19 protein-coding genes and 1 riboswitch are annotated in these 22,963 nt (G+C 72.4%); of the genes, 9 read left to right on the forward strand and 10 right to left on the reverse strand.

Annotation, left to right across the window (positions count from 1 at the left end; translation table 11 throughout):
- The first annotated feature begins 86 nt into the window (after positions 1–86).
- Positions 87–470, forward strand: coding sequence for a DUF1622 domain-containing protein (locus RE027_RS15715; protein ID WP_368809217.1), 384 nt, complete (start codon positions 87–89; stop codon positions 468–470).
- Between the two features lie 23 nt (positions 471–493).
- On the opposite strand, the gene RE027_RS15720 is transcribed toward RE027_RS15715, so the two are convergent.
- The 4 genes from RE027_RS15720 to RE027_RS15735 all read right to left on the reverse strand — a co-directional run bounded on the left by RE027_RS15720 (position 494) and on the right by RE027_RS15735 (position 6,461).
- Complete coding sequence (locus RE027_RS15720) at positions 494–2,176, reverse strand: thiamine pyrophosphate-binding protein (RefSeq protein WP_368809218.1); 1,683 nt, start codon at positions 2,174–2,176, stop codon at positions 494–496.
- A gap of 141 nt (positions 2,177–2,317) precedes the next feature.
- The gene (locus RE027_RS15725; RefSeq protein ID WP_368809219.1) at positions 2,318–3,709 is read right to left on the reverse strand and encodes an MFS transporter; all 1,392 of its coding nucleotides are present in this window, start codon (positions 3,707–3,709) and stop codon (positions 2,318–2,320) included.
- Positions 3,710–3,975: 266 nt separating this feature from the next.
- The gene (locus RE027_RS15730; RefSeq protein ID WP_368809220.1) at positions 3,976–5,193 is read right to left on the reverse strand and encodes a cobalamin-independent methionine synthase II family protein; all 1,218 of its coding nucleotides are present in this window, start codon (positions 5,191–5,193) and stop codon (positions 3,976–3,978) included.
- A 50-nt stretch (positions 5,194–5,243) separates the two neighbouring features.
- Complete coding sequence (locus RE027_RS15735) at positions 5,244–6,461, reverse strand: cobalamin-independent methionine synthase II family protein (protein ID WP_368809221.1); 1,218 nt, start codon at positions 6,459–6,461, stop codon at positions 5,244–5,246.
- Positions 6,462–6,473: 12 nt separating this feature from the next.
- A riboswitch (SAM riboswitch) is annotated at positions 6,474–6,577 on the reverse strand.
- Between the two features lie 172 nt (positions 6,578–6,749).
- Here RE027_RS15735 and RE027_RS15740 point away from each other — a divergent pair.
- Entirely contained in the window at positions 6,750–7,505 is a 756-nt protein-coding gene (locus RE027_RS15740; RefSeq protein WP_368809222.1) for a 3-hydroxybutyrate dehydrogenase, read from the forward strand.
- Between the two features lie 31 nt (positions 7,506–7,536).
- On the opposite strand, the gene RE027_RS15745 is transcribed toward RE027_RS15740, so the two are convergent.
- The gene (locus RE027_RS15745; protein ID WP_368809223.1) at positions 7,537–8,316 is read right to left on the reverse strand and encodes an IclR family transcriptional regulator; all 780 of its coding nucleotides are present in this window, start codon (positions 8,314–8,316) and stop codon (positions 7,537–7,539) included.
- Between the two features lie 143 nt (positions 8,317–8,459).
- On the opposite strand from RE027_RS15745, the gene RE027_RS15750 reads away from it, so the two are divergent.
- The 4 genes from RE027_RS15750 to RE027_RS15765 all read left to right on the forward strand — a co-directional run bounded on the left by RE027_RS15750 (position 8,460) and on the right by RE027_RS15765 (position 12,281).
- Entirely contained in the window at positions 8,460–9,197 is a 738-nt protein-coding gene (locus RE027_RS15750) for a CoA transferase subunit A (RefSeq protein WP_368809224.1), read from the forward strand.
- A complete protein-coding gene (locus RE027_RS15755; protein ID WP_368809225.1) occupies positions 9,194–9,901 on the forward strand; it encodes a CoA transferase subunit B in 708 nt (235 codons plus the stop codon). The genes RE027_RS15750 and RE027_RS15755 overlap by 4 nt, the downstream gene beginning before the upstream one ends.
- Positions 9,898–11,088, forward strand: coding sequence for an acetyl-CoA C-acetyltransferase (locus tag RE027_RS15760; protein ID WP_368809226.1), 1,191 nt, complete (start codon positions 9,898–9,900; stop codon positions 11,086–11,088). The genes RE027_RS15755 and RE027_RS15760 overlap by 4 nt, the downstream gene beginning before the upstream one ends.
- Before the next feature lie 164 nt (positions 11,089–11,252).
- Complete coding sequence (locus RE027_RS15765; RefSeq protein ID WP_368809227.1) at positions 11,253–12,281, forward strand: ion channel; 1,029 nt, start codon at positions 11,253–11,255, stop codon at positions 12,279–12,281.
- 81 nt (positions 12,282–12,362) lie between these two features.
- Here the strand turns inward: RE027_RS15765 and RE027_RS15770 are convergent, their stop codons facing one another.
- The 3 genes from RE027_RS15770 to RE027_RS15780 all read right to left on the reverse strand — a co-directional run bounded on the left by RE027_RS15770 (position 12,363) and on the right by RE027_RS15780 (position 15,733).
- Positions 12,363–12,944, reverse strand: coding sequence for a hypothetical protein (locus tag RE027_RS15770; protein WP_368809228.1), 582 nt, complete (start codon positions 12,942–12,944; stop codon positions 12,363–12,365).
- A gap of 15 nt (positions 12,945–12,959) precedes the next feature.
- Positions 12,960–14,108: a zinc-dependent alcohol dehydrogenase gene (locus RE027_RS15775; protein WP_368809229.1), complete on the reverse strand. Its 1,149-nt coding sequence runs from the start codon at positions 14,106–14,108 to the stop codon at positions 12,960–12,962.
- A gap of 98 nt (positions 14,109–14,206) precedes the next feature.
- A complete protein-coding gene (locus RE027_RS15780) occupies positions 14,207–15,733 on the reverse strand; it encodes a gluconokinase (RefSeq protein WP_368809230.1) in 1,527 nt (508 codons plus the stop codon).
- Positions 15,734–15,959: 226 nt separating this feature from the next.
- Between RE027_RS15780 and ilvD the strand changes: the two genes are divergently transcribed.
- Both ilvD and RE027_RS15790 read left to right on the forward strand, forming a co-directional pair.
- The gene (gene ilvD, locus RE027_RS15785) at positions 15,960–17,795 is read left to right on the forward strand and encodes a dihydroxy-acid dehydratase (protein WP_368809231.1); all 1,836 of its coding nucleotides are present in this window, start codon (positions 15,960–15,962) and stop codon (positions 17,793–17,795) included.
- A 205-nt stretch (positions 17,796–18,000) separates the two neighbouring features.
- A complete protein-coding gene (locus tag RE027_RS15790; protein WP_368809232.1) occupies positions 18,001–19,479 on the forward strand; it encodes an alanine/glycine:cation symporter family protein in 1,479 nt (492 codons plus the stop codon).
- A 75-nt stretch (positions 19,480–19,554) separates the two neighbouring features.
- On the opposite strand, the gene RE027_RS15795 is transcribed toward RE027_RS15790, so the two are convergent.
- Positions 19,555–20,049, reverse strand: coding sequence for a CoA-binding protein (locus RE027_RS15795; protein WP_368809233.1), 495 nt, complete (start codon positions 20,047–20,049; stop codon positions 19,555–19,557).
- Positions 20,046–21,467 carry an O-acetylhomoserine aminocarboxypropyltransferase/cysteine synthase family protein gene (locus tag RE027_RS15800; protein ID WP_368809234.1) on the reverse strand — a complete coding sequence of 474 codons (1,422 nt, stop codon included), beginning with the start codon at positions 21,465–21,467 and terminating at the stop codon, positions 20,046–20,048. Before RE027_RS15800 ends, RE027_RS15795 begins: the two co-directional genes overlap by 4 nt.
- 310 nt (positions 21,468–21,777) lie before the next feature.
- Here RE027_RS15800 and RE027_RS15805 point away from each other — a divergent pair, with 310 nt between their 5' ends.
- Positions 21,778–22,845, forward strand: a complete 1,068-nt coding sequence (locus RE027_RS15805) for a tartrate dehydrogenase (RefSeq protein WP_368809235.1) — start codon at positions 21,778–21,780, stop codon at positions 22,843–22,845.
- The last annotated feature ends 118 nt before the right edge of the window (positions 22,846–22,963 follow it).

Consider the following 22,963-nt stretch of genomic DNA (forward strand, 5'->3'; position numbering starts at 1 on the left):
GCCTGCCCGCTCCGGTGCCCGAGTCCCGTGGCATCCTGGCCTCCTGGATCGGTCGAGCCGGCGCAGCACGCCGGAGGAGGTGCACGATGACGTTCAACGAGATCATGGAGACGGTGGGCAAGGCCGTCGACGCGGCAGGGGTCGCTGCCATCGTCATCGGGGCGGTGGTCGCGACGCTGCTCGCGGTCGGCGCGCTCCTGCGCCGGCGGAGCCAGGGGCGTGAGGTCTACACCCTGTACCGCCGCCGGCTGGGCCGGTCGATCCTGCTGGGCCTGGAGCTGCTCGTGGCGGCCGACATCATCCGCACGGTCGCCATCACGCCCACCTACGAGTCCGTGGGGGTGCTCGCGCTCATCGTCCTCATCCGTACCTTCCTGAGCTGGTCCCTGGAGCTCGAGATCAGCGGACGGTGGCCGTGGCAGAAGGAACCGGAGGGTGACGCCCCGGAGCCCGCGGCCGCCACGTCCTAGCTGCACCCGGTCACCGGGTGCGGCTAGAGCCTCCTGCCGGCGGTGAGGGAGGCGGTCATGAACTCGGCGACGACCTTCTGGGAGATGGCGACGTCGAGGACGAAGACGCCCTCCTGGTGGCCGTCCAGCCAGTCCTGCAGGGCGGTGAGGTCGGCGAGGCAGTGGGCCTTGGTGCCCGCCGCACCCAGGGCGCGGCCGATCGCGGCGAAGTCGACCTCGTCGATGAGCATCGCGGTGGGGTCCAGGCCCTGGGAGGCGTACTGGTGCAGCTCCGCGCCGTAGGCGGAGTCGTTGAGCACCACGACCACTCCGCGCCGGGTGGCGCGCAGGAACGTCTCGAAGTCCGCGAGGCCCATCAGCCCACCGCCGTCACCGGTGACGAACACGGTGGTGCGCTCGGGGCGGGCCACCGAGACCCCGGCCGCGGAGCCGAAGCCCAGCCCGATGGACTGGAAGGCGGTGCCGACCAGCACCATCGCCTGCGGGTCGGGCACCGACAGGTACATCGGGGCCCAGCCGATGAAATGGCCCCCGTCCATCACCACCGACCGCTCCTTCGGCAGGACGTGCTCCAGGGCGGCGACCACCGCACGGGGGTTGAGCCGGCCGTCGGGGCCGAACTCGGCCGGGTCCTCCACGGGGTCGGGGGACCGGAATCCGGCGGTGGCGACCTCGGGGGCGGATCCCCGCCAGGTGCGCTCGGGGGCGGCGGCGGGGATCCGCCCGGTGAGGGCGGCCAGGCACGGGCCCAGGTCCGCGCGCACGTAGTCGGTCACGGCGGGGTGGGTCACCGCCGACTCGGGTTCGTTGTCGATGCGGATCACCCGGGTGCCCTCGGCGAAGAGGGTGCCGTAGCGGGACTGGAAGCTGTTCAGGGACGCCCCGGCCACCAGCACGACGTCCGCCTGCCGGGCCAGCTCCAGCCGGTGGGCGCGGGTGAAGCCGCCGGCGATGCCGAGGTCCCACGGGCTGTCGACGATGTTGGCGGCCATCACCGAGGTCATGAACAGCGCGCCGAGACGGTCGCCGAGCTCCTTGAGCGGGGTGGCCGCATCTGCCAGCGACACCCCGCGCCCGGCCAGGACCAGGGGCCGGGAGGCCGTGCGCAGGACGCCGGCAATGCGGTCCAGCTCCTCGCCGGTGGCGGTGCGGGCGGGCTTGGCCGGCAGCGGGTCCAGCTCGGACCGGCCGGTGAGCGGCGCGGTGGCGAAGTCGTAGGGGATGGCCAGGACCACGGGCTGGACGGTCCGGCGCGCGAGGTCGAAGGCCCGGTGGGTGATGGCGGCCGCGTTGTCCGGGGTCGCGACCAGGGTGCTGACCCCGACGGCGGCGGCGGCACCGGTCTGGTCGATGTCGAAGGCCCGCCGCCCCGTGGTGGGGGCGTCGCCGACGACCAGGACCAGGGGGATCCGGGCCAGCCGGGCCTCGGCCAGGGCGGTGCAGGTGTTGGTGAAGCCGGCGCCGTAGGTGGTGGTGGCGGCCCCGACCCGGCCGGTGGCGCGGTGGTAGGCGTCGGCCATGGCGACGGTGGCGGCCTCGTGCCGGGCGGAGGTGAAGCCGAAGCCGCGGGAGGTGAGGGAGCTGATCAGGTGGGCGTTGCCGTTGCCCATCAGCCCGAACAGGTGGTCGGTGCGCTCGGCCAGCACGTCGGCCACCGCGGTGGAGACGGTGGCGGGCACGGCGGGCGGCAGGAGGTCGGTGGTCACGGTGGGTCCTTTCGGCGGGGCCCCGGTGCGGGCTCCTCGGCGGGGAGCGGGGTGTGCTCGGAGGGTGCCGTCGCAGCCGGAGCCGCCCGCCGGCACCCGTGGGGGTGCCGGCGGGCGGCTCCGGTCGGTGGGACGGGGTGCTCAGTCGCGCTTCTCGGCGGCCTGCGCGCTCCTGAGGATCTCGGCGGCCCCGGGGTGCTCGGCGACGTAGTCCTGGTGCACGTCCTGGACGTGCAGGTCGATCTCCTGGATGCTCTTCGGGACCATGGACACCGCGATGAAGGACACCAGGGCCAGGCCGGCGATGTAGACCCCGATGGTCCAGGACATCCCGGTCTCGTTGAGCAGCAGCTGGGCGATCATCGGGGCGAAGGCCCCGCCGATGATGGAGCCGAAGGCGTAGCCGATCGAGACCCCGGAGTAGCGCACCCGAGCCGGGAACATCTCCGCGTAGAGCGCCGACTGCGGCCCGTAGGAGGGGCCCAGGCCGATGGTGAGGATCACGATGGCCAGGGCGAACAGCGGCAGCGAGGCGGTGTCGAGCAGGAACCACATCGGCACGGCCCACAGGATGATGATCCCGTAGCCGATCTGGAAGGTGCGCACCCGCCCGATCCGGTCCGAGATCCAGCCGCCGAACATCGTGAACACCAGCCAGCCCACCCCGCCGATCAGCGAGGCGATCAGGGTCTGGGACCGGGCCATGCCCAGCTCGTTGGCCCCGTAGGAGGCGAAGAAGGCGATGACCAGGTAGCCGGCGGCGTTGTTGGCGGCGAAGATCAGCGCCGCGAGGGTGACCTCCTTGGAGTTGTGCTTGAACAGCTGGCCCAGCGGGGCCGAGGACTCCTTCTTGCGCAGCTGCATCTCCTTGAACACCGGGGACTCGTCCACGGTCTTGCGGATCAGGTAGCCCACCACGATGAGCAGCACCGAGGAGAGGAACGGGATGCGCCAGCCCCAGGCCTGGAAGTCCTCCGGGGACATCGTCGAGGTGAGGGCGAACATGAAGCTGGTGGCCAGCAGCATGCCCAGCGGCACGCCGATCTGGGGGTAGGCGCCGAAGAGCCCGCGCTTGTTGCGCGGGGCGTGCTCCACCGACATCAGGGCGGCCCCGCCCCACTCGCCGCCGGCGGAGAAGCCCTGCATGATGCGCAGGAGCACCAGGAAGATCGGGGCCCAGATGCCGATCGCGGCGTAGGTGGGCAGCAGCCCGATCAGCATCGTCGCCGCGCCCATGCCCACCAGGGTCAGCACCAGCACGATCTTGCGGCCGTACTTGTCGCCCAGGTGCCCGGCGACCACCGCGCCGAGCGGGCGGAACAGGAAGCTGATGCCCAGGGAGGCCCACGCGGCGACCTGGGTCAGACCGACCGGCTCGAAGAAGAGCGGCGCCAGCACGAAGGCCGCGGCCTGGGCGTAGATGAAGAAGTCGTACCACTCGATGGTCGTGCCCACGAGCGTGCCGGCCAGGACCTTGCGCTCCTCCCGGGACATCTCGTGCCGCCCGGACGGGACGGCGGTGTTGTGCGCCATGGAATCTCCAGTGTGGGTCGGGGACGGCGACGTCCTCGGCGGAACCCAACGCTCAATAACCGAACGTTCGGTAGTTGACTGGCATCCTACGGATCGAAGTGATCCCTGTCACTCCCCGGGGCAGGGTGGTCGAGGCCTGTCCCGGGATTGTGACGGAGGGCCAACCGGGCCGGCTCGGGAGGACCGCGCGCCGGTGCTGCCGACCACTGGAACGGGCCGGGCCCGGCCCCCGAGGGGACCGGGCCCGGTGGGCGCACCGTGGGGGCTCAGCCGAAGAGCCGCTCCGAGGCCAGGCGCGCGCCGGTCGTGAGGGACTCCAGCTTGGCCCAGGCGATCTGCGGGTGCAGGCGCCCGCCCAGGCCGCAGTCGGTCGAGGCGACGACGTTCTCCCGGCCGACCACGGAGGCGAACTGCTCGATCCGGTCGGCAACGAGCTCGGGGTGCTCCACGACGTTGGTCGAGTGCGAGACCACGCCGGGGATGATCACGCGGCCCTCGGGCAGCGGGTGGTCCTTCCAGACCTTCCACTCGTGGGCGTGGCGGGCGGAGGCGCCCTCGAAGGTGTAGCCGCCGGCGTTGATGGTCAGCATGAGGTCCACGATGTGCTGCAGCTCGAGGTCCGTGGTGTGCGGGCCGTGCCAGGAGCCCCAGCAGAGGTGGAAGCGCACCTGCTCCTCGGGGATCCCGCGCAGCGCGTGGTTGAGCGCCTCGACGCGCAGCCGGGTGAAGGCCAGGTAGTCCTCCACCGTGGGCTCCGGGTTGACCTGGTCCCAGGACTCCGCGATGGAGGGGTCGTCGATCTGCACGATCAGCCCGGCGTCGGTGATCGCCAGGTACTCCTCGCGCATCGCGTCGGCGCACGCGTGGAGGAGCTCCTCGTCGGTCCGGTAGTACTCGTTGGTCACGCGAGCGCAGGAGCCGGGGGACAGGGCCGCGACGAAGCCCGTCTCCGCGCCCGTGGCCGCCATGGCGGCCTTGAGGTTGCGGACGTCGGAGGCCACCGCCTCCTGGCCCGTGTAGGTCAGTGGCCCGGTGATCTTCGGCTGCGTGGTGGCGGACCGCCCGGTGAGGATGCCCGACGACGGGTCCTCGTACGCCTCCCGGAAGCGTTCGCGGTCCCGGCGGTCCGGGAAGCTCGTGAGCACGATGTTGCCGGGGGAGGACCGCTTCCTCTCCGTGGACGCCCACCGGTCCTCGTCGGAGGGGGTGAGCCCGCCGAGGCGGGAGAAGGAGTAGTTCCACCAGGCCCCGTAGTCGACGGCGCTGGACATGGTGTGCCCGTACTCGCCGTCGTTGACCACGTCCACGCCGGTCTCCCGCTGCCGCCGCACGACGTCCTCGACGCCCGTGGCGAGCTCGTCCGTGAGCTGCTCGAACGTGATCGCGCCGTCGGTGTGCTGCCGGTTGGCCTCCAGGAGGCGCGGGGTCCGGGGCAGGGACCCCACGTGGGTGGTCTGCACGCGGTCGGTGTTCTGCAGGGTCATGGAGGTGCTCCTCGGGGGGTGGGCGACGGGGGTGGGTGCGGTCGGGGCGCTCAGGCCCAGAGCCGGCGCGAGGCGATCTCGGCGCCGTGGGCGAGCGTCTCGAGCTTCGCCCACGCGATCTGGGGGTGCACGCGCCCGCCCAGGCCGCAGTCGGTCGAGGCGATGACGTTCTCGCGGCCCACGAGCTTCGCATAGCGCTCGATCCGGTCGGCGACGAGCTCGGGGTGCTCCACGACGTTGGTGGCGTGCGAGACCACGCCGGGCAGGATCAGCTTGCCCTCGGGCAGGGCGTGGTCCTCCCAGACCTTCCACTCGTGCTCGTGCCGGGCGTTGGCGCCCTCGAAGGAGTAGGCGCCCGCGTCGATCGACAGCAGCAGGTCCACCAGGTGCCTGAACTCGAGGTCCGTGGTGTGCGGGCCGTGCCAGGAGCCCCAGCACAGGTGGAAGCGGATCCGGTCCTGGGGCAGGCCGCGCAGGGCGTGGTTGAGGGCCTCCACCCGGACCTGGACGAAGCGCCGGTAGTCCTCCACGGCCGGCTCCGGGTTGATCTGGTCCCAGGACTCGGCGATGGAGGGGTCGTCGATCTGCAGCACCAGGCCGGCGTCGAGGATCGCGGTGTACTCCTCGCGCAGCACGTCCGCCCAGGCGTAGAGGAACTCCTCCTCGCTCCCGTAGTGGTGGTTGCCGATGCGGGCGGCGGAGCCGGGGGAGAGGGCGGCGACGAAGCCCTCGGCCGCACCGGTCTCCCCCAGCGCGGCGGTGAGGCCCGCGACGTCGGAGGCCACCGCGGCCTGGCCGGTGTAGGAGAGCGGGCCGGTCGCCGCCGGGAAGACGGGCGGCGGCAGGTCCGGGTCGGCCAGGTGGATGCCGGAGGAGGGGTCCGTGTACGCGTCGTGGAACGTGGCGAAGTCCCGCCGGTCCAGGAAGCTCGTGAGCACCACGTTGCCCGGGGTGGAGCGCTTGGGGACGTCGGCCTCGTTGTCGTCGACGATCGCCAGCCCGCCCGTGCGGTCGAAGGAGTACGTCCACCACGCCCCGTAGTCCACGGAGTGGGTCATGGCGTGGCCGTACTCGCCGTCGTTGACGACGTCGATGCCCGCCTCGCGCTGGCGGCGCACCACGTCGACCACGGCCTCCTGCAGCAGGGCTTCGAACTCCTGGTGACTCGCCGCGCCCGAGATGCGGGCCTCGTTGGCCGCGAGCAGCCCGGGGGTGCGGGGGAGGGACCCGGCGTGGGTCGTGAGGATGCGCTCGGCGCTGTGCAGCATGAAGTGCTGTCCTTTCCATCGGTCCTGGCGGTAGCACCGGGGGCGAGGACGGGGTCCGTCCGCCCGGGTTGCTGCGGCGTCGTCGAGCCAGATCTCTCGGCCGCTCTGGATGGTGACGACCCCATCCAACCGCACGGCCCGGATGTTGCGCCATTCGACACCCGCGTGACGGGCATGACGCCGTGTGACGCGCCGGGTGCTGCTCGCCGTCGTGCGCTGGATCACATACCGTGACGGTGACCGGTGCCCCGGACCCTGCGGGCACGGCGGACGGACGGAAGGATCTCCATGTTCCAGGACAACGGGCTCGAGGGACGCACCGCGCTGGTGACCGGGGGAGCGAGCGGCATCGGGCTGGCCGCGGCCCGCGCCCTGGCCGGCGCCGGGGCCCACGTGGTGGTGGCCGACGTCGACGAGGCCGGTGCGCAGCGGGTCGCGGACGAGCTCGGCGGGCGGGCGTGGGCCGTCGACCTGCTGGACACCGCGGCGCTGGCCGGGCTGAGCCTCGAGGTGGACGTGCTCGTCAACAACGCCGGCATCCAGAAGGTCTCCCCGATCGAGGAGTTCGACCCGGCGGACTTCCACCGGATCCTCGTGCTCATGCTCGAGAGCCCCTTCCTGCTGGTGCGCGCGGCCCTGCCGCACATGTACGGGCAGGGCTGGGGGCGGGTCGTGAACATCTCCTCCGTGCACGGGCTGCGCGCGTCCCCTTACAAGAGCGCCTACGTCGCGGCCAAGCACGGCCTCGAGGGCCTGTCCAAGACCGTGGCCCTGGAGGGCGCCGCGCACGGGGTGACCAGCAACTGCGTCAACCCCGGCTACGTGCGCACCCCGCTGGTCGAGAAGCAGGTCGCGGACCAGGCGAAGGTGCACGGGATCCCCGAGTCTGAGGTCGTGGAGCGGATCATGCTCGGCGAGACGCCGGTGAAGAAGCTCGTGGAGCCCGAGGACGTCGGCAGTCTCGTCGCGTGGCTGGCCGGTCCGCACGCCTCCATGGTCACCGGCGCGTCCTACACGATGGACGGCGGCTGGAGCGCGCGCTGAGCGCCCGCCGCTCCTGCTCAGCCGCTCCTGTTCAGCGGTGGCCCAGCTCCCGGGAGAGCCGGTGGGCCTCCGCGAGCAGGGCCCGGCCCAGGGGCTGGCGGCGCTCGCCGGCGAAGCGTGGCTCGATCCCCGTGAGGCTCAGCGCGTAGACGGGGGCGCCGGTCGCGTCGAAGACCGCCGCGGCCATCCCCCAGCTGCCCTCCACGATCAGTCCGGGATTCACGGCGAAGCCCTCCCGGCGCACGTCCGCGAGCAGTCCCCGGATCCGCTCGGCGGTGTGCAACGGACCCCACTCCGCGCGGGCACCGGCCGTGGCGGCCAGGATCCGCTCCACCTCGGCGTCCGGCAGGTGGGCCAGGACCGCCAGGCCCGCCGAGGCCACCCCGAGCGGGAGCCGCAGTCCCTCGTACAGGACGTGGGAGCGGATCGGGAACGCGCCCTCCACCCGGGCCAGGCAGACCGTCTCCGGCCCGCGGCGGGCCGAGAGGAACGCGCTCTCGCCGGTGGCCTCGGCGAGCCGGCGCAGCGACGGCCCGGCCAGCTCCCGGATCGGGTGGCGGTGGGCCGCGACCGCGCCCAGCACGTAGAGCTCCGGGCCGAGCTGCCACGCACCGCTGCCGGCGGGGCGGTCCACGAGCCCCTCGTCGGCCAGGCCCGTCAGCAGCCGGTGCACGGTGGGGCGCGTCAGACCGGTCGCCGCCGCGAGCTCCGCCACGGTGCCGCCCTGCTCCCGGCCCGCGACGGCGCGCAGGAGCTGCGCCACGCGGTGGACCACCTGGGTGCCCGCACCCGCCCCGCCCTCCTCCGTCATGGACTCCACTATATGGACATCCGGGCGCCCCGTGGCCGGATGATGAGGAGATCCCGCGGGATTCCGGCGGACCGGTTGACCGGTATGTGGGGGATTCCTAGATTGAGTCCTGGGTCACAGTTCTCCGACAGGAAGGGACGAGGGTGTCCAAGGTCATCGACAACGCCGCCGAGCTGCTGGCGCAGCACCTGCGGGACGGCATGACGCTCGCCGTGGGCGGGTTCGGGCTCAGCGGGATCCCGCGGGACCTCATCGAGGCGGTCCGCGACTCCGGGGTCACCGGCCTCACCGTGGTCTCCAACAACATGGGCGTGGACGGGAAGGGCCTCGGGGTGCTGCTCGAGAACCGCCAGGTCGCGAAGGTGCTCGCCTCCTACGTGGGCGAGAACAAGCTGTTCGCCCAGCAGTACCTGGACGGGGAGCTCGAGGTCGAGTTCAACCCGCAGGGCACCCTCGCCGAGCGGCTCCGGGCCGGCGGCGCCGGCATCCCCGCGTTCTACACGAGGACCGGGGTGGGCACCCTCGTGGCCGAGGGCAAGCCGCACGCCGAGTTCGACGGCGAGACCTACGTGCAGGAGCGCGGCATCGTCGCCGACGTCGCCCTGGTCCACGCCCACACCGGCGACACCGACGGTAACCTCGTCTACCGCTACACCGCGCGCAACTTCAACCCCATCGTCGCGACCGCCGGGAAGGTCACCGTCGCCGAGGTCGAGCACCTCGTGGAGGTCGGGGAGATCCACCCGGACCACATCGTGACCCCGGGCGTCTACGTCCAGCACGTCGCGCAGTACAGCGGCGCGCCCAAGGACATCGAGCAGCGCACCGTCCGCCCCCGCCCGGCCGGGCGGTCCGCCCAGCAGAACGGAGACCAGGCATGAGCTGGACCCGCGACGAGATGGCGGCGATCGCCGCCGTGGAGCTCTCCGACGGCGACTACGTCAACCTCGGCATCGGCATCCCCACCCTCGTGGCCAACAACCTGCCCGAGGGTGTCGACGTGGTGCTGCAGTCCGAGAACGGCGTGCTCGGCATGGGCCCGTTCCCCTACGAGGGCGACGAGGACCCGGATCTCATCAACGCCGGCAAGCAGACCATCACCCTGCAGCCGGGGGCCTCGATCTTCGACTCCGCCACGTCCTTCGGGATGATCCGCGGCGGGCACGTCAAGATCGCGATCCTCGGCGCGATGCAGGTCTCCGGCACCGGCGACCTCGCCAACTGGATGATCCCCGGGAAGATGGTCAAGGGCATGGGCGGGGCCATGGACCTGGTGGCCGGCACCCCGCGCGTCGTCGTGCTGACCGAGCACGTCACCAAGGACGGCTCCGCCAAGATCAGGACCGAGTGCGACCTCCCGCTCACCGGGGTGCGCGTGGTGGACCGCATCGTCACGGACCTGTGCGTGTTCGACGTCGAGGACGGCGGACTCGTGCTGCGCAACCTCGCCCCGGGGGTCACGGAGGACGAGATCCGCGAGAAGACCGAGGCGTCCTTCCGCACCGACCTGCAGGACGTCACCCCCGACACCGTCCCCACCGGGACCGATCCCACCGCACCAGCTGCTGCCGAGGAGAACCGATGAACACCCCGACCGACGTCGTCATCCTGTCCGGCGCCCGCACGCCCCAGGGCAAGATCCTGGGCCAGCTGGCGTCCCTCACCGCGGCCGAGCTCGGCGCCCACGCCATCACGTGCGCGCTCGAGCGCGCCGGGCTCACCCCCGAGCAGGTCGACTACGTGATCATGGGCCACGTCCTGCAGGCCGGCGCCGGCCAGAACCCGGCCCGCCAGGCGGCCGTCACCGCCGGGATCCCCCTGCACGTGCCCGCGGAGACCGTGAACAAGGTCTGCCTGTCCGGGCTCGTGGCCATCACCAACGCCGCACGGATGATCCGCGCGGGCGAGGCCGAGATCGTCGTGGCCGGCGGCCAGGAGTCCATGACCCACGCCCCGCACCTCGCCATGGGCGTGCGGCAGGGCAAGAGCTACGGCGACCTCGTGCTCGAGGACGCCGTGGCCAAGGACGGGCTCGTGGACGTCGCCGCGTGCGTGTCCATGGGCTCGCTCACCGAGTCCGGCAACGGCGAGCGGGAGATCTCCCGCGCGGAGCAGGACGAGGTCGCCGCGCAGAGCCACCAGCGAGCGGCCCGGGCCACGGACGAGGGGATCTTCCGCGACGAGATCGCCCCGCTGACGATCCCGCAGCGCAAGGGGGACCCGCTCGTCGTCGACACCGACCAGGGGGTCCGGCCGGACGCCACGGCCGGGTCCATGGGGAGGCTGCGCCCGGCGTTCGCGAAGGACGGCACCATCACCGCCGGCAACTCCTCGCCGCTGTCCGACGGGGCGGCCGCCGTGGTGCTGACCAGCCGTGAGTACGCCGAGCGCCACGGGCTGGACCACCTCGCCGTCGTCGGCGCCCCCGGCCAGGTCGCCGGGCCCGACACGTCGCTGCACTCGCAGCCGTCCCGGGCCATCGAGGCCGCGGTCGCGAAGGCCGGCTGGTCCGTGCAGGACCTCGACTTCATCGAGATCAACGAGGCGTTCGCGTCCGTGCTGATCCAGTCCCTGCGCGACCTCGACTACCCGCTCGAGAGGGCCAACCTGCACGGCGGGGCCGTGGCCCTGGGCCACCCGATCGGCGCCTCCGGGGCCCGCCTGGCCCTGCACGCGGCGTTCGAGCTGTCCCGTCGCGGCTCCGGCAGGGCCGCGGTCTCCCTGTGCGGCGGCGGCGGCCAGGGCGAGGCGCTGCTGCTCCACCGCGGCTGACCCGGCCCCGCCCACCGACCACGTCCAGGGGAGTGCCCACGGGATCCCGTGGTCACTCCCCCGGACGCGGTCACTCGCGGTCCACCGGGCCGCGTCCGGCGCACCGGCCGGCGCGGACCCCCGTAGGGTCGGTGCGAGGACCGCGAAGAGACAGGAGACCACCCGTGCCGTTCTTCCTCTCCCGCCTGGTCCGCCGTCTGGGCACCGCACGGGCCTGGGGGCTGCCGCTGCTCATCGTCGTCACGGTCTTCCTCACCAGCTGGCCCCTGATGATCTGGGCGGAGCCGTCCGAGAACCCGATCACCGCGGTGGAGAACTACTGGTGGTGGTTCGTGGTCACCGCCTCCACGGTCGGCTACGGCGACTTCTTCCCGACCACGCTCGGCGGCCACCTCGTCGGCGTCTACGTCATCATCGGGGGCATCGCCACGCTGACGACCCTCTTCACCAAGATCGCCACGGCGATCGAGAACGCGAAGGGACAGCGCATGAAGGGCCAGCTCGACCTCGGCATGTCGGACCACGTGGTGATCCTCGGCTACACGCCCGGGCGCACCGAGCGGCTCATCCAGGAGCTCACCGCCGACGGCATCCTGCCGATCGCGCTCTGCGCCTGGGACGAGGTGACGCAGAACCCGCTGCCGGACCATCCCGACCACGGCTTCGTCCGCGGCGACCTCGCCGAGGAGAGCGTGCTGCGCCGCGCCGGTCTGCACCGTGCGCGCCGGGTGCTCATCGACGCCCACGACGACAACGAGGCGCTCACGCTCACCGTGGCGGTCGCCCACGTGAGCCAGGGCGCCCACATCGTCGTGACCCTGCGCGACATGGCCCGCGCCCACCACTTCTCCTACGTCGACGACGAGGTGCAGTGCGTGCAGTGGCACTCGCCGCGGATGGCCACCGAGGAGCTGCAGGACCCGGGCATCGCGGCGGTCTACGCCGATCTGATGACCCACGGCGGCCGCAACACCTACAGCACGCCGCTGCCCGACGCGCTCGCGGGGACGGGTTTCGGGGACGTCCAGGTGGCCATGGGGCGCAGCTTCGGCGCCACCGTGCTCGCCGTCCGGTCCGACAGCGCGGTGGTCGGCCCCGGCTGGGACTCCCCGCTGCCGGCGGGCTCCGTGCTGTACTACGTGGGCGGGCGCCGGCTCTCCGCGGAGGAGATCGTCAGGTCCTGCACGCCCTGAGGCCGCCGTCGTCGACGTCCCCGGCGGATCCGGTGGAGGACTCCCTGCCGACGGGCCCGCGCGCCGGTCCGCCCGCGCGGCTCAGCCGCGGCGCCGGGCCAGGGCCCGCCCCACCGCGACGACGGCGCCGCCCGCCAGGACCCACGGTCCCGCGACGACGACCGGATCCAGCCACGTGTGGGAGAGGTCGGCGCGCGTCGAGCCGAGCCGGGACGAGACGCCGTGCCGCGAGAACTCGCTGAGCACCCCGGTCTCGGTGATCGGGTTGTCCGGGCGCGGGCTCGCGAACGAGGCGAGATGGCTCTCCCACGCGTCCACCCGGTCGGCCGCCAGCAGGATCACCCAGTGCGCGGCCCGGGCCTCGCTGTACCTCCGGTAGGCGTGCCTGCGCAGCACCCCGGAGAGGCCCTTGGGCGGGCAGGACGTGCCGAAGACGGGGGTGAGCTCCGCGTGCTCGATCGAGCGCTCCCGGGGCCGCCGCTCCTCCTGGCGTTCCGGCACGTCCCAGTGGGCCCCGGTCGCGCCCGGGTCGTAGCGCAGCTTCGGCACGGAGGGGCGGTCGGCCGGGTCCAGGTCGGCGCCCCAGCCGGGGATGCGGGCCCGCAGCGCCGCGCGGTCGACGGCACGCTCCGGCTCGCCGGCGGTGTAGGGGGTGGGGGTCATGGTCGCTGCCCTTCCTCAGCCGGCGCCCGGCACGATGAGCGGCTTGATGCAGCCGTCCAGCTTGGCCGAGAAGATGTGGTAGCCCTCGGCGATGTGCTCCAGGGGAATGCGGTGGGTCACGAGGTCGCTGGGCTTGAGGTAGCCGTTGCGGATGTGCTCGAACAGCCGCGGCCACTGGCGCTTCACCGGGCACTGGTTCATCCGCAGGGTCAGTCCCTTGTTGAGGGCGTCGCCGAACTTCACGGCGCTGAACATCGGCCCGTACGCGCCCATCACCGAGATGGTCCCGCCCTTGCGGACGGAGTCGATCGCCCAGTTCAGCGCGACGGGGGAACCGCCCTGCAGCTTGAGCTTGGCCGCGGTCACGTGCTGGGTGAAGTTGCCGTCCGCCTCGGCCCCGACCGCGTCGATGACGACGTCCGCGCCGAGGTGGTCCGTGGTCCTCTTCATCTCCACCACGATGTCGTCGTACTCCGCGAAGTTGAACGTCTCGGCGTGCGCGAACTCCCGGGCCTTCTCGAGCCGGTACTCCAGGTGGTCGATCACGATCACCCGGCCGGCACCCATCAACCAGGCCGACTTCGCGGCGAACAGCCCCACGGGACCGGCGCCCAGGACGACGACGGTGTCGCCCTCCGCGATGTCCCCGAGCTGCGCCCCGAAGTAGCCGGTCGCCAGGGCGTCGGTGAGCAGCACCGCGTCCTCGTCGTCCATCCACTCCGGGATGATCGAGGGGCCCACGTCCGCGAACGGGACGCGCACGAACTCGGCCTGGCCGCCGTCGTAGCCGCCGCACGTGTGGGAGTAGCCGTAGATGCCGCCCACCGCGGTGGCGTTCGGATTGACGTTGTGGCAGTTGGAGTACAGACCCCGCGCGCAGTACCAGCACGACCCGCAGTAGACGTTGAACGGCACCATGACGCGGTCGCCGGGCACCAGGTGCTGCACCGACGGACCGACCTCGTGGACCACGCCGATGAACTCGTGGCCGAAGGTCGTCCCGACCCGGGTGTCCGGCATCATCCCGTGGTACAGGTGCAGGTCCGACCCGCAGATCGCCGCCGTGGTGACCCGCACGATCGCGTCGTTCGGGTGCTCGATCCGCGGGATGTCCCGCTCCTCCACCCGGATCTTGTACGGTCCGCGGTACACCATCGCTCGCATCCGACCCGCCTCGACTGGTAAGCCCACTGCTGATGGGTGTCAGCGTTCCACCGTCCCGGGACGCGGTCAACCCCTCGGCCCGGGGCGCCGGTCTCTCCTCAGTCGCCCACGACCGCGCCGTAGAGCTCCTCGAAGCGGGCGCGGACGGCCCCGTAGTGCTCGGCCCGCTCCGGCACCGGCGCGTACTCCGGGCTGTAGGGCGGCCGGGCCCGCTCGACGTCCGGGGCCAGGCTCTCCAGGGCGAGCAGGGCCGTGCCGCGCAGCGTCGCGCGCTTGAACTCCGCCCGTGCCACGGGCTTGCCGAGGGTGTCGGCCAGGATCTGCATCAGCCCCGGCACGTCCTGGGACGCGCTGCCCGAGGCCACGACGCGGGCCACGCCGCCGGCGATGTCCTCGAGCTGGTCGGCCACGCGCGCGTAGGAGACCGCCACCCCCTCCAGCACGCCGCGCGCCAGGTCCGCGCCGGTGGCCGAGGCGGTCACGTCGGCCAGCACCGCCCTGGCGCCGCCGGCCCAGCCGGTCGAGCGCTCACCGGTGAAGAAGGGCAGTACCACCGGGGTGTCATCGGCGACCTCGGCCTCCGCGACGTCCTGGAGCGTGCTGTCCTCCGGCAGGGCGATAGTGTCCCCGAGCCAGCTGATCGCCCGCCCGACGTCGTTGAGGGCCCCGCCCAGCAGGCACCGGTTCGCGTCGACGCGGTAGCACCACAGTCCGTTGGGCACCCGCTCCGGGATCTCGTGCAGCAGCACGCGTGCGGCCCCCGACGTGGCGGCGGAGACCACCAGCGTCGAGGCGTCGGCGCCGCCCGAGCCCAGGTTGGCGCTGAGCCCGTCCGCCACGGGCGCGAACCAGTGCGCCCCCTCGAGGGCGGGCCACCGCTCGGCCACGGAGTCCGCGACGCCCGGGACGGGTTCGTGCGGGTCGGCGACGGGGTTGAGCTGCTCGGCGTCCAGGCCGCAGGCCAGCAGCAGCGGCTCGTCCCACCGGCCCGCGCGCCGGTCCAGCAGGCCCGTCCATGCGGCCGTGGCCGTCCCGGCGCGCGCGGTCCCCAGCAGGCGCAGGTGCACGTACTCGCCGAGGGACATCCACCGCCGTGCCCGCTCCCACGTCCGCGGGTCGGTCTCCCGGATCCAGCGCAGGCGCGGGGCCAGGTACGAGGTGTGCAGGCGGGCGCCGGTGCGCTGCAGGGCCGACGGCTCGTCGAGCTCGTCGCGCAGCGCCGCCAGCTGCTCCGCGCACCGGGAGTCCGCGTAGGTGAAGCACGGGGTGACGGCCTCGTCGTCGGTGCCCACCCCCACGAGCGAGGACGCGAAGGTGTCCAGGGCCACGCCGGCCACCCGGCCGCGCAGCGCGGGGTCGGCCAGGACGAGGTCGAGGATCCCGGCCAGCTCCTCGGTGACCTGGTCGGGGTCGATCACGGAGGTGCCGTCGGCACCGGTGGTGAACTCGTGCTCGACCTTGTGCCGGTAGCCGAGCACCGGGGTGCCCGTGGCGTCGTGCAGTCCGCCACGGCTCCCCGTGGAGCCGACGTCGAGAGCCATCACGAGGGGATCGACCGCGTCGTCGAGATCCACGCTGAAGTCGGCGCCGTCGTCCGGCCGCGGGGGTATCGAGTGGTTGCTCATGGGACGCATCCTCCTGCGAGTCGGGTCGTGGCCCCAGTGTAGGAGCGCGGCTCGTTCCGCTGACCACATGCTGAGACGCGCGTCCGAGAAGCAAGACGAGGTCGCGGCGACGCGTATTCTGGACGGCGGACCTCCGCCGACCGGCCGGGTCGCGCCGGCCCCGGACCAGCGCCCCGGGCCCGGCCGCCCCAGCGGACCCCCTCGACCAAGGAGACGCAGCAGCGCCATGCCCCACCTCCGCTCCCGCACCTCGACCCACGGCCGCAACATGGCCGGTGCCCGCGCCCTGTGGCGCGCCACCGGCATGGGCGACGACGACTTCGGGAAGCCGATCGTCGCGATCGCCAACTCCTACACGCAGTTCGTCCCCGGCCACGTGCACCTCAAGGACATGGGCGACCTCGTGGCCTCCGCGGTCAAGGAGGCGGGCGGCGTCGCCAAGGAGTTCAACACCATCGCCGTCGACGACGGGATCGCGATGGGCCACGACGGGATGCTCTACTCGCTGCCCTCCCGCGACATCATCGCCGACTCCGTGGAGTACATGGTCAACGCCCACCGGGCCGACGCCCTGGTGTGCATCTCCAACTGCGACAAGATCACGCCCGGCATGCTGCTGGCCGCGCTGCGGCTGAACATCCCGGTGGTCTTCGTCTCCGGCGGGCCCATGGAGTCCGGCGAGGCCGTCGAGGGCGTGGTCGAGCACCGCCTGGACCTCGTGGACGCGATGTCCATGGCCGTCGACGAGTCCGTCACCGACGAGCAGCTCGGCCAGATCGAGCGCAACGCCTGCCCCACCTGCGGGTCCTGCTCCGGCATGTTCACCGCCAACTCGATGAACTGCCTCACCGAGGCACTCGGCCTCTCCCTGCCCGGCAACGGCACCACGCTGGCCACCCAGGTGGCCCGCAAGGAGCTGTTCCTGGAGGCCGGCCGCCGGGTCGTGGACCTGTGCTGCCGCTACTACGAGCAGGACGACGAGTCCGTGCTGCCGCGCAACATCGCCACGAAGGCCGCCTTCGAGAACGCCATGGCCCTGGACATCGCCATGGGCGGGTCCACCAACACGATCCTGCACATCCTCGCCGCCGCCCAGGAGGGCGAGATCGACTTCGCCCTGCCCGACATCGACGCCCTGTCCCGCCGGGTGCCCTGCCTGTGCAAGGTCGCGCCGAACTCCACCCGGTTCCACATCGAGCACGTCCACCGCGCGGGCGGGATCCCCGCGATCCTCGGCGAGCTGCGCCGCGCCGGCCTGCTGAACGAGAACGTGCACACCGTGCACGCCCCGGACCTGGCCACGTGGCTCGACGAGTGGGACATCCGCAGCGGCCGTTCCTCGGAGCGCGCGCGGAAGCTCTTCCACGCCGCGCCCGGCGGCGTGCGCACCACCCAGGCCTTCTCCACCGCCAACGAGTTCGAGTCCCTGGACACCGACGCCGAGGACGGCTGCATCCGCTCCGCGGAGCACGCCTACACGAAGGACGGCGGCCTGGCGATCCTCTACGGCAACATCGCCGAGGACGGGGCGGTCATCAAGACCGCCGGCATCGACGAGGAGCTCTTCCACTTCGTCGGCAAGGCCTTCGTGGTGGAGTCCCAGGACGAGGCCGTGTTCGAGATCCTCTCCAAGAACGTCCAGCCCGGCGACATCGTGGTCATCACCCACGAGGGCCCCCGGGGCGGGCCCGGCATGCAGGAGATGCTCTACCCCACCTCCTACCTCAAGGGCCTCGGCCTGGGCCGGCAGTGCGCGCTGATCACCGACGGCCGCTTCTCCGGCGGGACCTCCGGGCTCTCGATCGGGCACATCTCCCCGGAGGCGGCCGCCGGCGGCGCCGTGGGCCTCATCGAGACCGGTGACGAGATCGAGATCGACGTCGCGAACCGGGTGCTGCGCGTGAACGTCGACGACGCCACGCTCGCCGCCCGCCGCCAGGCCAGGGGCCCGGCGCCGTGGTACCCCACCAAGCCGCGCGAGCGCCAGGTCTCCAAGGCCCTGCGCGCCTACGCCTCGATGGTCACCTCCGCGGACAGGGGCGCGGTGCGCGTGGTCGACTGACCTGCTCCGCCAGGGCGCCGCGGCAGGCCACCGGGGTCTCCCCGGTGGCCTGCCGCGGTTCTTCCCGGCCACCGCGCGTGTCCGGAGGGCCGGTGCGCCTGAACTAGAGTTCCGTCCGGGCGCGCAACCGCGGCGCCCTCGTCGTACACGCGGGCCCCGCAGATCCCACGCCGGGGACCCCCGTCCGTCACAGTTCGGAGCTGGAATGGAACTCGTCACCGATCTCGTGGGCACCCTCGGCGGCTGGGTGTGGAACGTGGTCTTCGTCATCCTCATCGGGGTGGGCCTGTACCTGACCCTGCGCACCGGCGTGGTGCAGCTGCGGCTCGTCCCGGAGATGTTCCGGGTGCTCCGGGACAAGCCCGGCATGGCCGAGGACGGCAAGAAGGGCATCTCCGCCTTCCGCGCCTTCACCGTGTCCGCCGCGGCCCGGGTGGGCACGGGCAACATCGCCGGCGTCGCCATCGCGATCAGCGTCGGCGGGCCGGGCGCCGTGTTCTGGATGTGGTTCATCGCCGGGATCGGGGCCGCGAGCGCCTTCGTGGAGTCGCTGCTGGGGCAGCTGTACAAGATCAAGGCGCCCACCGGCTACGTGGGCGGGCCCGCCTACTACATGGAGCGCGGCATCGGCGCCCGCTGGATGGGCCTGCTGTTCGCCGTGGTCATCACCCTCACCTACGCCTTCGTGTTCAACTCCGTGCAGTCGAACTCGATCGTCGACGCCCTGGGCGGGTCCCTCGGGATCGACATCGCCGCCGCGGAGGCCCTGTGGTTCCGGATCCTCGTCGGCGCCGTGCTCGTGGGCCTGACCGCCGCGATCATCTTCGGCGGCATCCGCCGGATCTCCGCGGTCACCGAGGTCGTCGTGCCCGTCATGGCCGTGCTCTACATCCTGCTCGGCCTGCTCGTGGTCGTGCTCAACATCGGCCAGGTCCCGGCCGTGTTCGGGCAGATCATCCAGGGCGCCTTCGGTCTCCGCGAGTTCGTCACCGGCGGCGTGATCGGCGTGCTGATCGCCGGCGTGCGTCGCGGGCTGTTCTCCAACGAGGCGGGCATGGGCTCCGCCCCCAACGCCGGTGCCACCGCGTCGGTGTCCCACCCGGCCAAGCAGGGCTTCCTCCAGGCGCTCGGCGTCTACTTCGACACCTGGCTGGTCTGCTCGATCACCGCGTTCATCGTGCTGCTGTCGAACCCCGAGTTCGGCGGCCGGGAGGGCGCGTCCCTCACCCAGTCCGCGCTGGCCCTGCAGCTGGGCGGCTGGGCGGTGCACTTCCTCACCGTGGCGATCTTCCTCTTCGCGTTCACCTCGGTGATCGGCAACTACTACTACGGCGAGTCGAACATCCGCTTCCTCACCGGCTCCGCCGCGGCCATGGCCGCCTACCGGGTGCTCGTGCTGGTGTTCGTCTTCGCCGGCGCCGTGCTGGCCCTGGACCTCGTCTGGTCCCTGGCCGACCTCTTCATGGCGGTCATGGCCACGATCAACCTCGTCGCCCTGGTCCTGCTGTCCGGGGTGGCCGTGCGGGTGCTCAAGAACTACGAGGCCCAGCGCAGGCAGGGCGTGGAGCCGATCTTCCACAGCGGCGACGTCCCCGGCCTGTCCGGGCTGGGCGCGTGGGACGGCACCGACGTGGTGACCACCCGCGCGTACTGGGACGAGAAGGCGCTCGTGAAGACGCGCTGACACGCTCCCGGAGACCACGGAGAGGGGCCACCGGGTTGCATCCCGGTGGCCCCTCTCCGTGCTCCGGGGACGGCGCTAGGCGAGGACCTGTCGCTTCGAGGAGATCACCCCGGTGTTGAAACCGGCCAGGTGCAGGCCGCCGTGGAAGCGGGCGTGCTCGATCTTCACGCACCGGTCCATGACCACGTCCAGACCGCCGTCCTCGGCGATGCCCGCCGCCTCCTCGTTCCAGGAGCCCAGCTGCAGCCACAGGGTCTTCGCGCCGACGTCGACAGCGTCCCGGGCCACGTCCGGCAGGTCCCCGTCCTTGCGGAAGACGTCCACGAGGTCCGGGGTCTCCGGCAGCTCCGCGAGGGACGGATAGACCGGCTGCCCCAGGATCTCGTCCAGCACCGGGTTGATGAAGTACACCCGGTACGGGGAGGAGGACTGCAGGTAGGTCGCCACGAAGTAGGACGCGCGGGAGGGCTTGTTCGAGGCCCCCACGATCGCGATCGACTCGGTGCTGCGCAGGATGTCCAGCCGCTCCGGGGCGGAGGGGCCGGTCCACGTGCGGGTCTCGGTGCTCATCGGAGCGCTCCTTCGGTGGTGACGGCGGTGGTGACGGCGGTGGCCTCGGTGCCGGAGTCGGCGCCGGAGTCGGCGCCGGAGTCGGCGCCGGCGGCCGGTGCGGCGGCCTCGCGCGAGCGCCCGGTCGCCGCGGTCAGGGCCTGGTCGAGGTCCCAGAGGATGTCCTCGGTGTCCTCGAGGCCCACGGAGATGCGCACGAGGTCCTCGGCGACCCCACCCACCTCCAGCTGCTCGGGGCTGAGCTGCTGGTGCGTGGTGGAGGCCGGGTGCAGCACGAGCGTGCGGGCGTCGCCGATGTTGGCGAGGTGGCTGGCCAGCTGCAGGCTCTCGATGAACCGCGCGCCGACCTGGCGCCCCGTCAGCTCGCCGGTGGCCGTCACGCCGAACGAGAAGACGGAGCCCACGCCCAGCGGCAGGTACTTCCGGGCCCGCTCGAAGTGGGGGTGGGTGGGCAGGCCCGCATAGTGCACGTAGGAGATCCGGGGGTCCTCCGCCAGCCACTGCGCCACGGCCTTCGCGTTGACCAGGTGGGCGTCCATCCGCTGCGGCAGCGTCTCGACGCCCTGCAGCAGGTTCCACGCGGACTGCGGGGACAGGGACGGGCCGATGTCCCGCAGCTGCTCCGAGCGCAGCTTGGTGAGGAAGCCGTACTCGCCGAAGTTCCCCCACCAGGAGACGTTGTTGTACGAGGGCACGGGCTCGGTCATGGACGGGAAGTTCCCGTTGCCCCAGTCGAAGCGCCCGGACTCGACGACGACGCCGCCCAGCGTGGTGCCGTGGCCGCCCAGGAACTTGGTGGCCGAGTGGATCACGATGTCCGCGCCGTGCTCCATCGGGCGGATCAGGTACGGCGGGGTCATCGTGGCGTCGACCACGAGCGGCACGCCGGCCGCGTGGGCCACCGCCGCGAGGCCCTCGAGGTCGGCGACCTCCCCGGAGGGGTTCGCGACGACCTCGGTGTAGACGGCCCTGGTGCTCGGCCGCAGCGCCGCCCGGTAGTCCGCCGGGTCGGTGCCGTGCACGAACGTGGTCTCGATCCCGAACCGGCGCAGCGTGACGTCCAGCTGGGTGACGGTCCCGCCGTAGAGCTGCCCGGCCGCCACGATGTGGTCGCCGGTCTGGGCGAGGGCGGCGAAGGTCAGGAACTCGGCGGCCATCCCGGAGGCGGTGGCCACGGCGCCGATGCCGCCCTCCAGGGAGGCGACGCGCTCCTCGAACGCCGCGACGGTGGGGTTGCCGATCCGGGAGTAGATGTTGCCGTACTTCTGCAGGGAGAAGAGGTTGGCGGCGTCGTCGGCGTCCTTGAAGACGAACGAGCTGGTCTGGTAGATCGGGACGGCTCGGGCGCCGTGCTCGGCGTCGGGGGTGCCCCCGGCGTGCAGGGCGCGGGTGCGGAACCCGAACTGGTGGTCGGCCATGGGGAGGACTCCTCGTGCGAGTGGTGCCGCTGGTCGGTCCCGTGCGGAGAGGCGTCCCGGCGAACGGCCCGGGAGTGCGCTGCCCCATCGGTCCTGGCGGTAGCACCGTGCGGTCTGCGACGTCGACCACGGTTGCTGCGGCGTCGTCGATCCAGGTCTCTCGGCCGCTCGGGATGGCTGCCCTCCATTCTGCGGCCCCGGGTGCCGGAGCGCCAGCCGGGAGCGACGGCCCGTCCCGCCGGGCTATGCTCGGCACCAGTCGCGGAGCGCGCCCGCCTCCGCGGTCCGGACGACGCTGCGGAGGTTCCCTGTGACCGGCACACGGCAGTACACCATCGACGTCATCGCCGGCGACGGCATCGGCCAGGAGGTCATGCCGGCCGCGCTGCGCTGCGTCGACGCCCTGGCGGACGCGCACGGCTTCACGGTGCGCTGGCGCGAGCGGGACTGGGGCTCCGACCACTACCGGGCGCACGCGCGGATGATGCCGGTCGACGGCATCGAGCAGCTGTCCTCCGGCGACGCCGTCCTGCTCGGCGCGGTCGGGGCCCCGGACATCCCCGACGACGTGACCCTGTGGGGCCTGCTGATCCCGATCCGCCGGGAGTTCCACCAGTACGTCAACCTCCGGCCGATCCGGATCCTGCCCGGCGTCACCTCGCCGCTGCGCGGGCTGGACGAGCTGGACCTCGTCGTGGTCCGGGAGAACATCGAGGGGGAGTACTCCGAGATCGGCGGCCGGCTCTACCGCGGCCGCCCCGAGGAGATGGCCGTCCAGGAGTCCGTGTTCACCCGGGCGGGCGTGACCCGGATCGCCCGCTACGCGGCCGAGCTGGCCCAGCACCGCTCTGGCCGGCTCGTCTCGGCCACGAAGTCCAACGGGATCATCCACACCATGCCCTTCTGGGACGAGGTCGTCGAGACCACGGTCGCCGAGTACCCGGGCGTGACGGTCGAGAAGGTGCTGATCGACGCGCTGGCCGCCCGGATGGTGCTCAAGCCCCGGAGCCTCGACGTCGTCGTGGCCTCCAACCTCTTCGGCGACATCCTCTCCGACCTCGCCGCCGGGGCCGCCGGCTCCATCGGCGTGGCGCCCAGCGCCAACCTGAATCCGGAGAAGAACCACCCGTCCATGTTCGAACCGGTGCACGGCTCCGCCCCCGACATCGCCGGGCAGGGCATCGCGAACCCCGTGGGCACGATGTGGGCCGCCGCCATGATGCTCGACCACCTGGGGGAGGACGGGGCGGCCCGGCACCTGGAGTCCGCCTTCGAGCAGGCTCTGGCCGACGGCACCCGCACCGGGGACCTCGGCGGTACGGCGAGCACCGAGGAGTTCACGCAGGCCGTGCTGGCCCGCTGCAGCACCGCTCCGTAGGGCGGTGGGCCGCCCGGCACCGGCTGGGTCGGGCGGTCGGGTGTCGTGCGGGACCCCCGGCCGCGAGGCGACCGGGGGTCCTGTGGGTGTGGGTCAGATGACGAGGCCGAGGGCGAGG

The sequence above is a fragment of the Kocuria sabuli genome (assembly GCF_040981185.1).
Taxonomy (GTDB): domain Bacteria; phylum Actinomycetota; class Actinomycetes; order Actinomycetales; family Micrococcaceae; genus Kocuria; species Kocuria sabuli.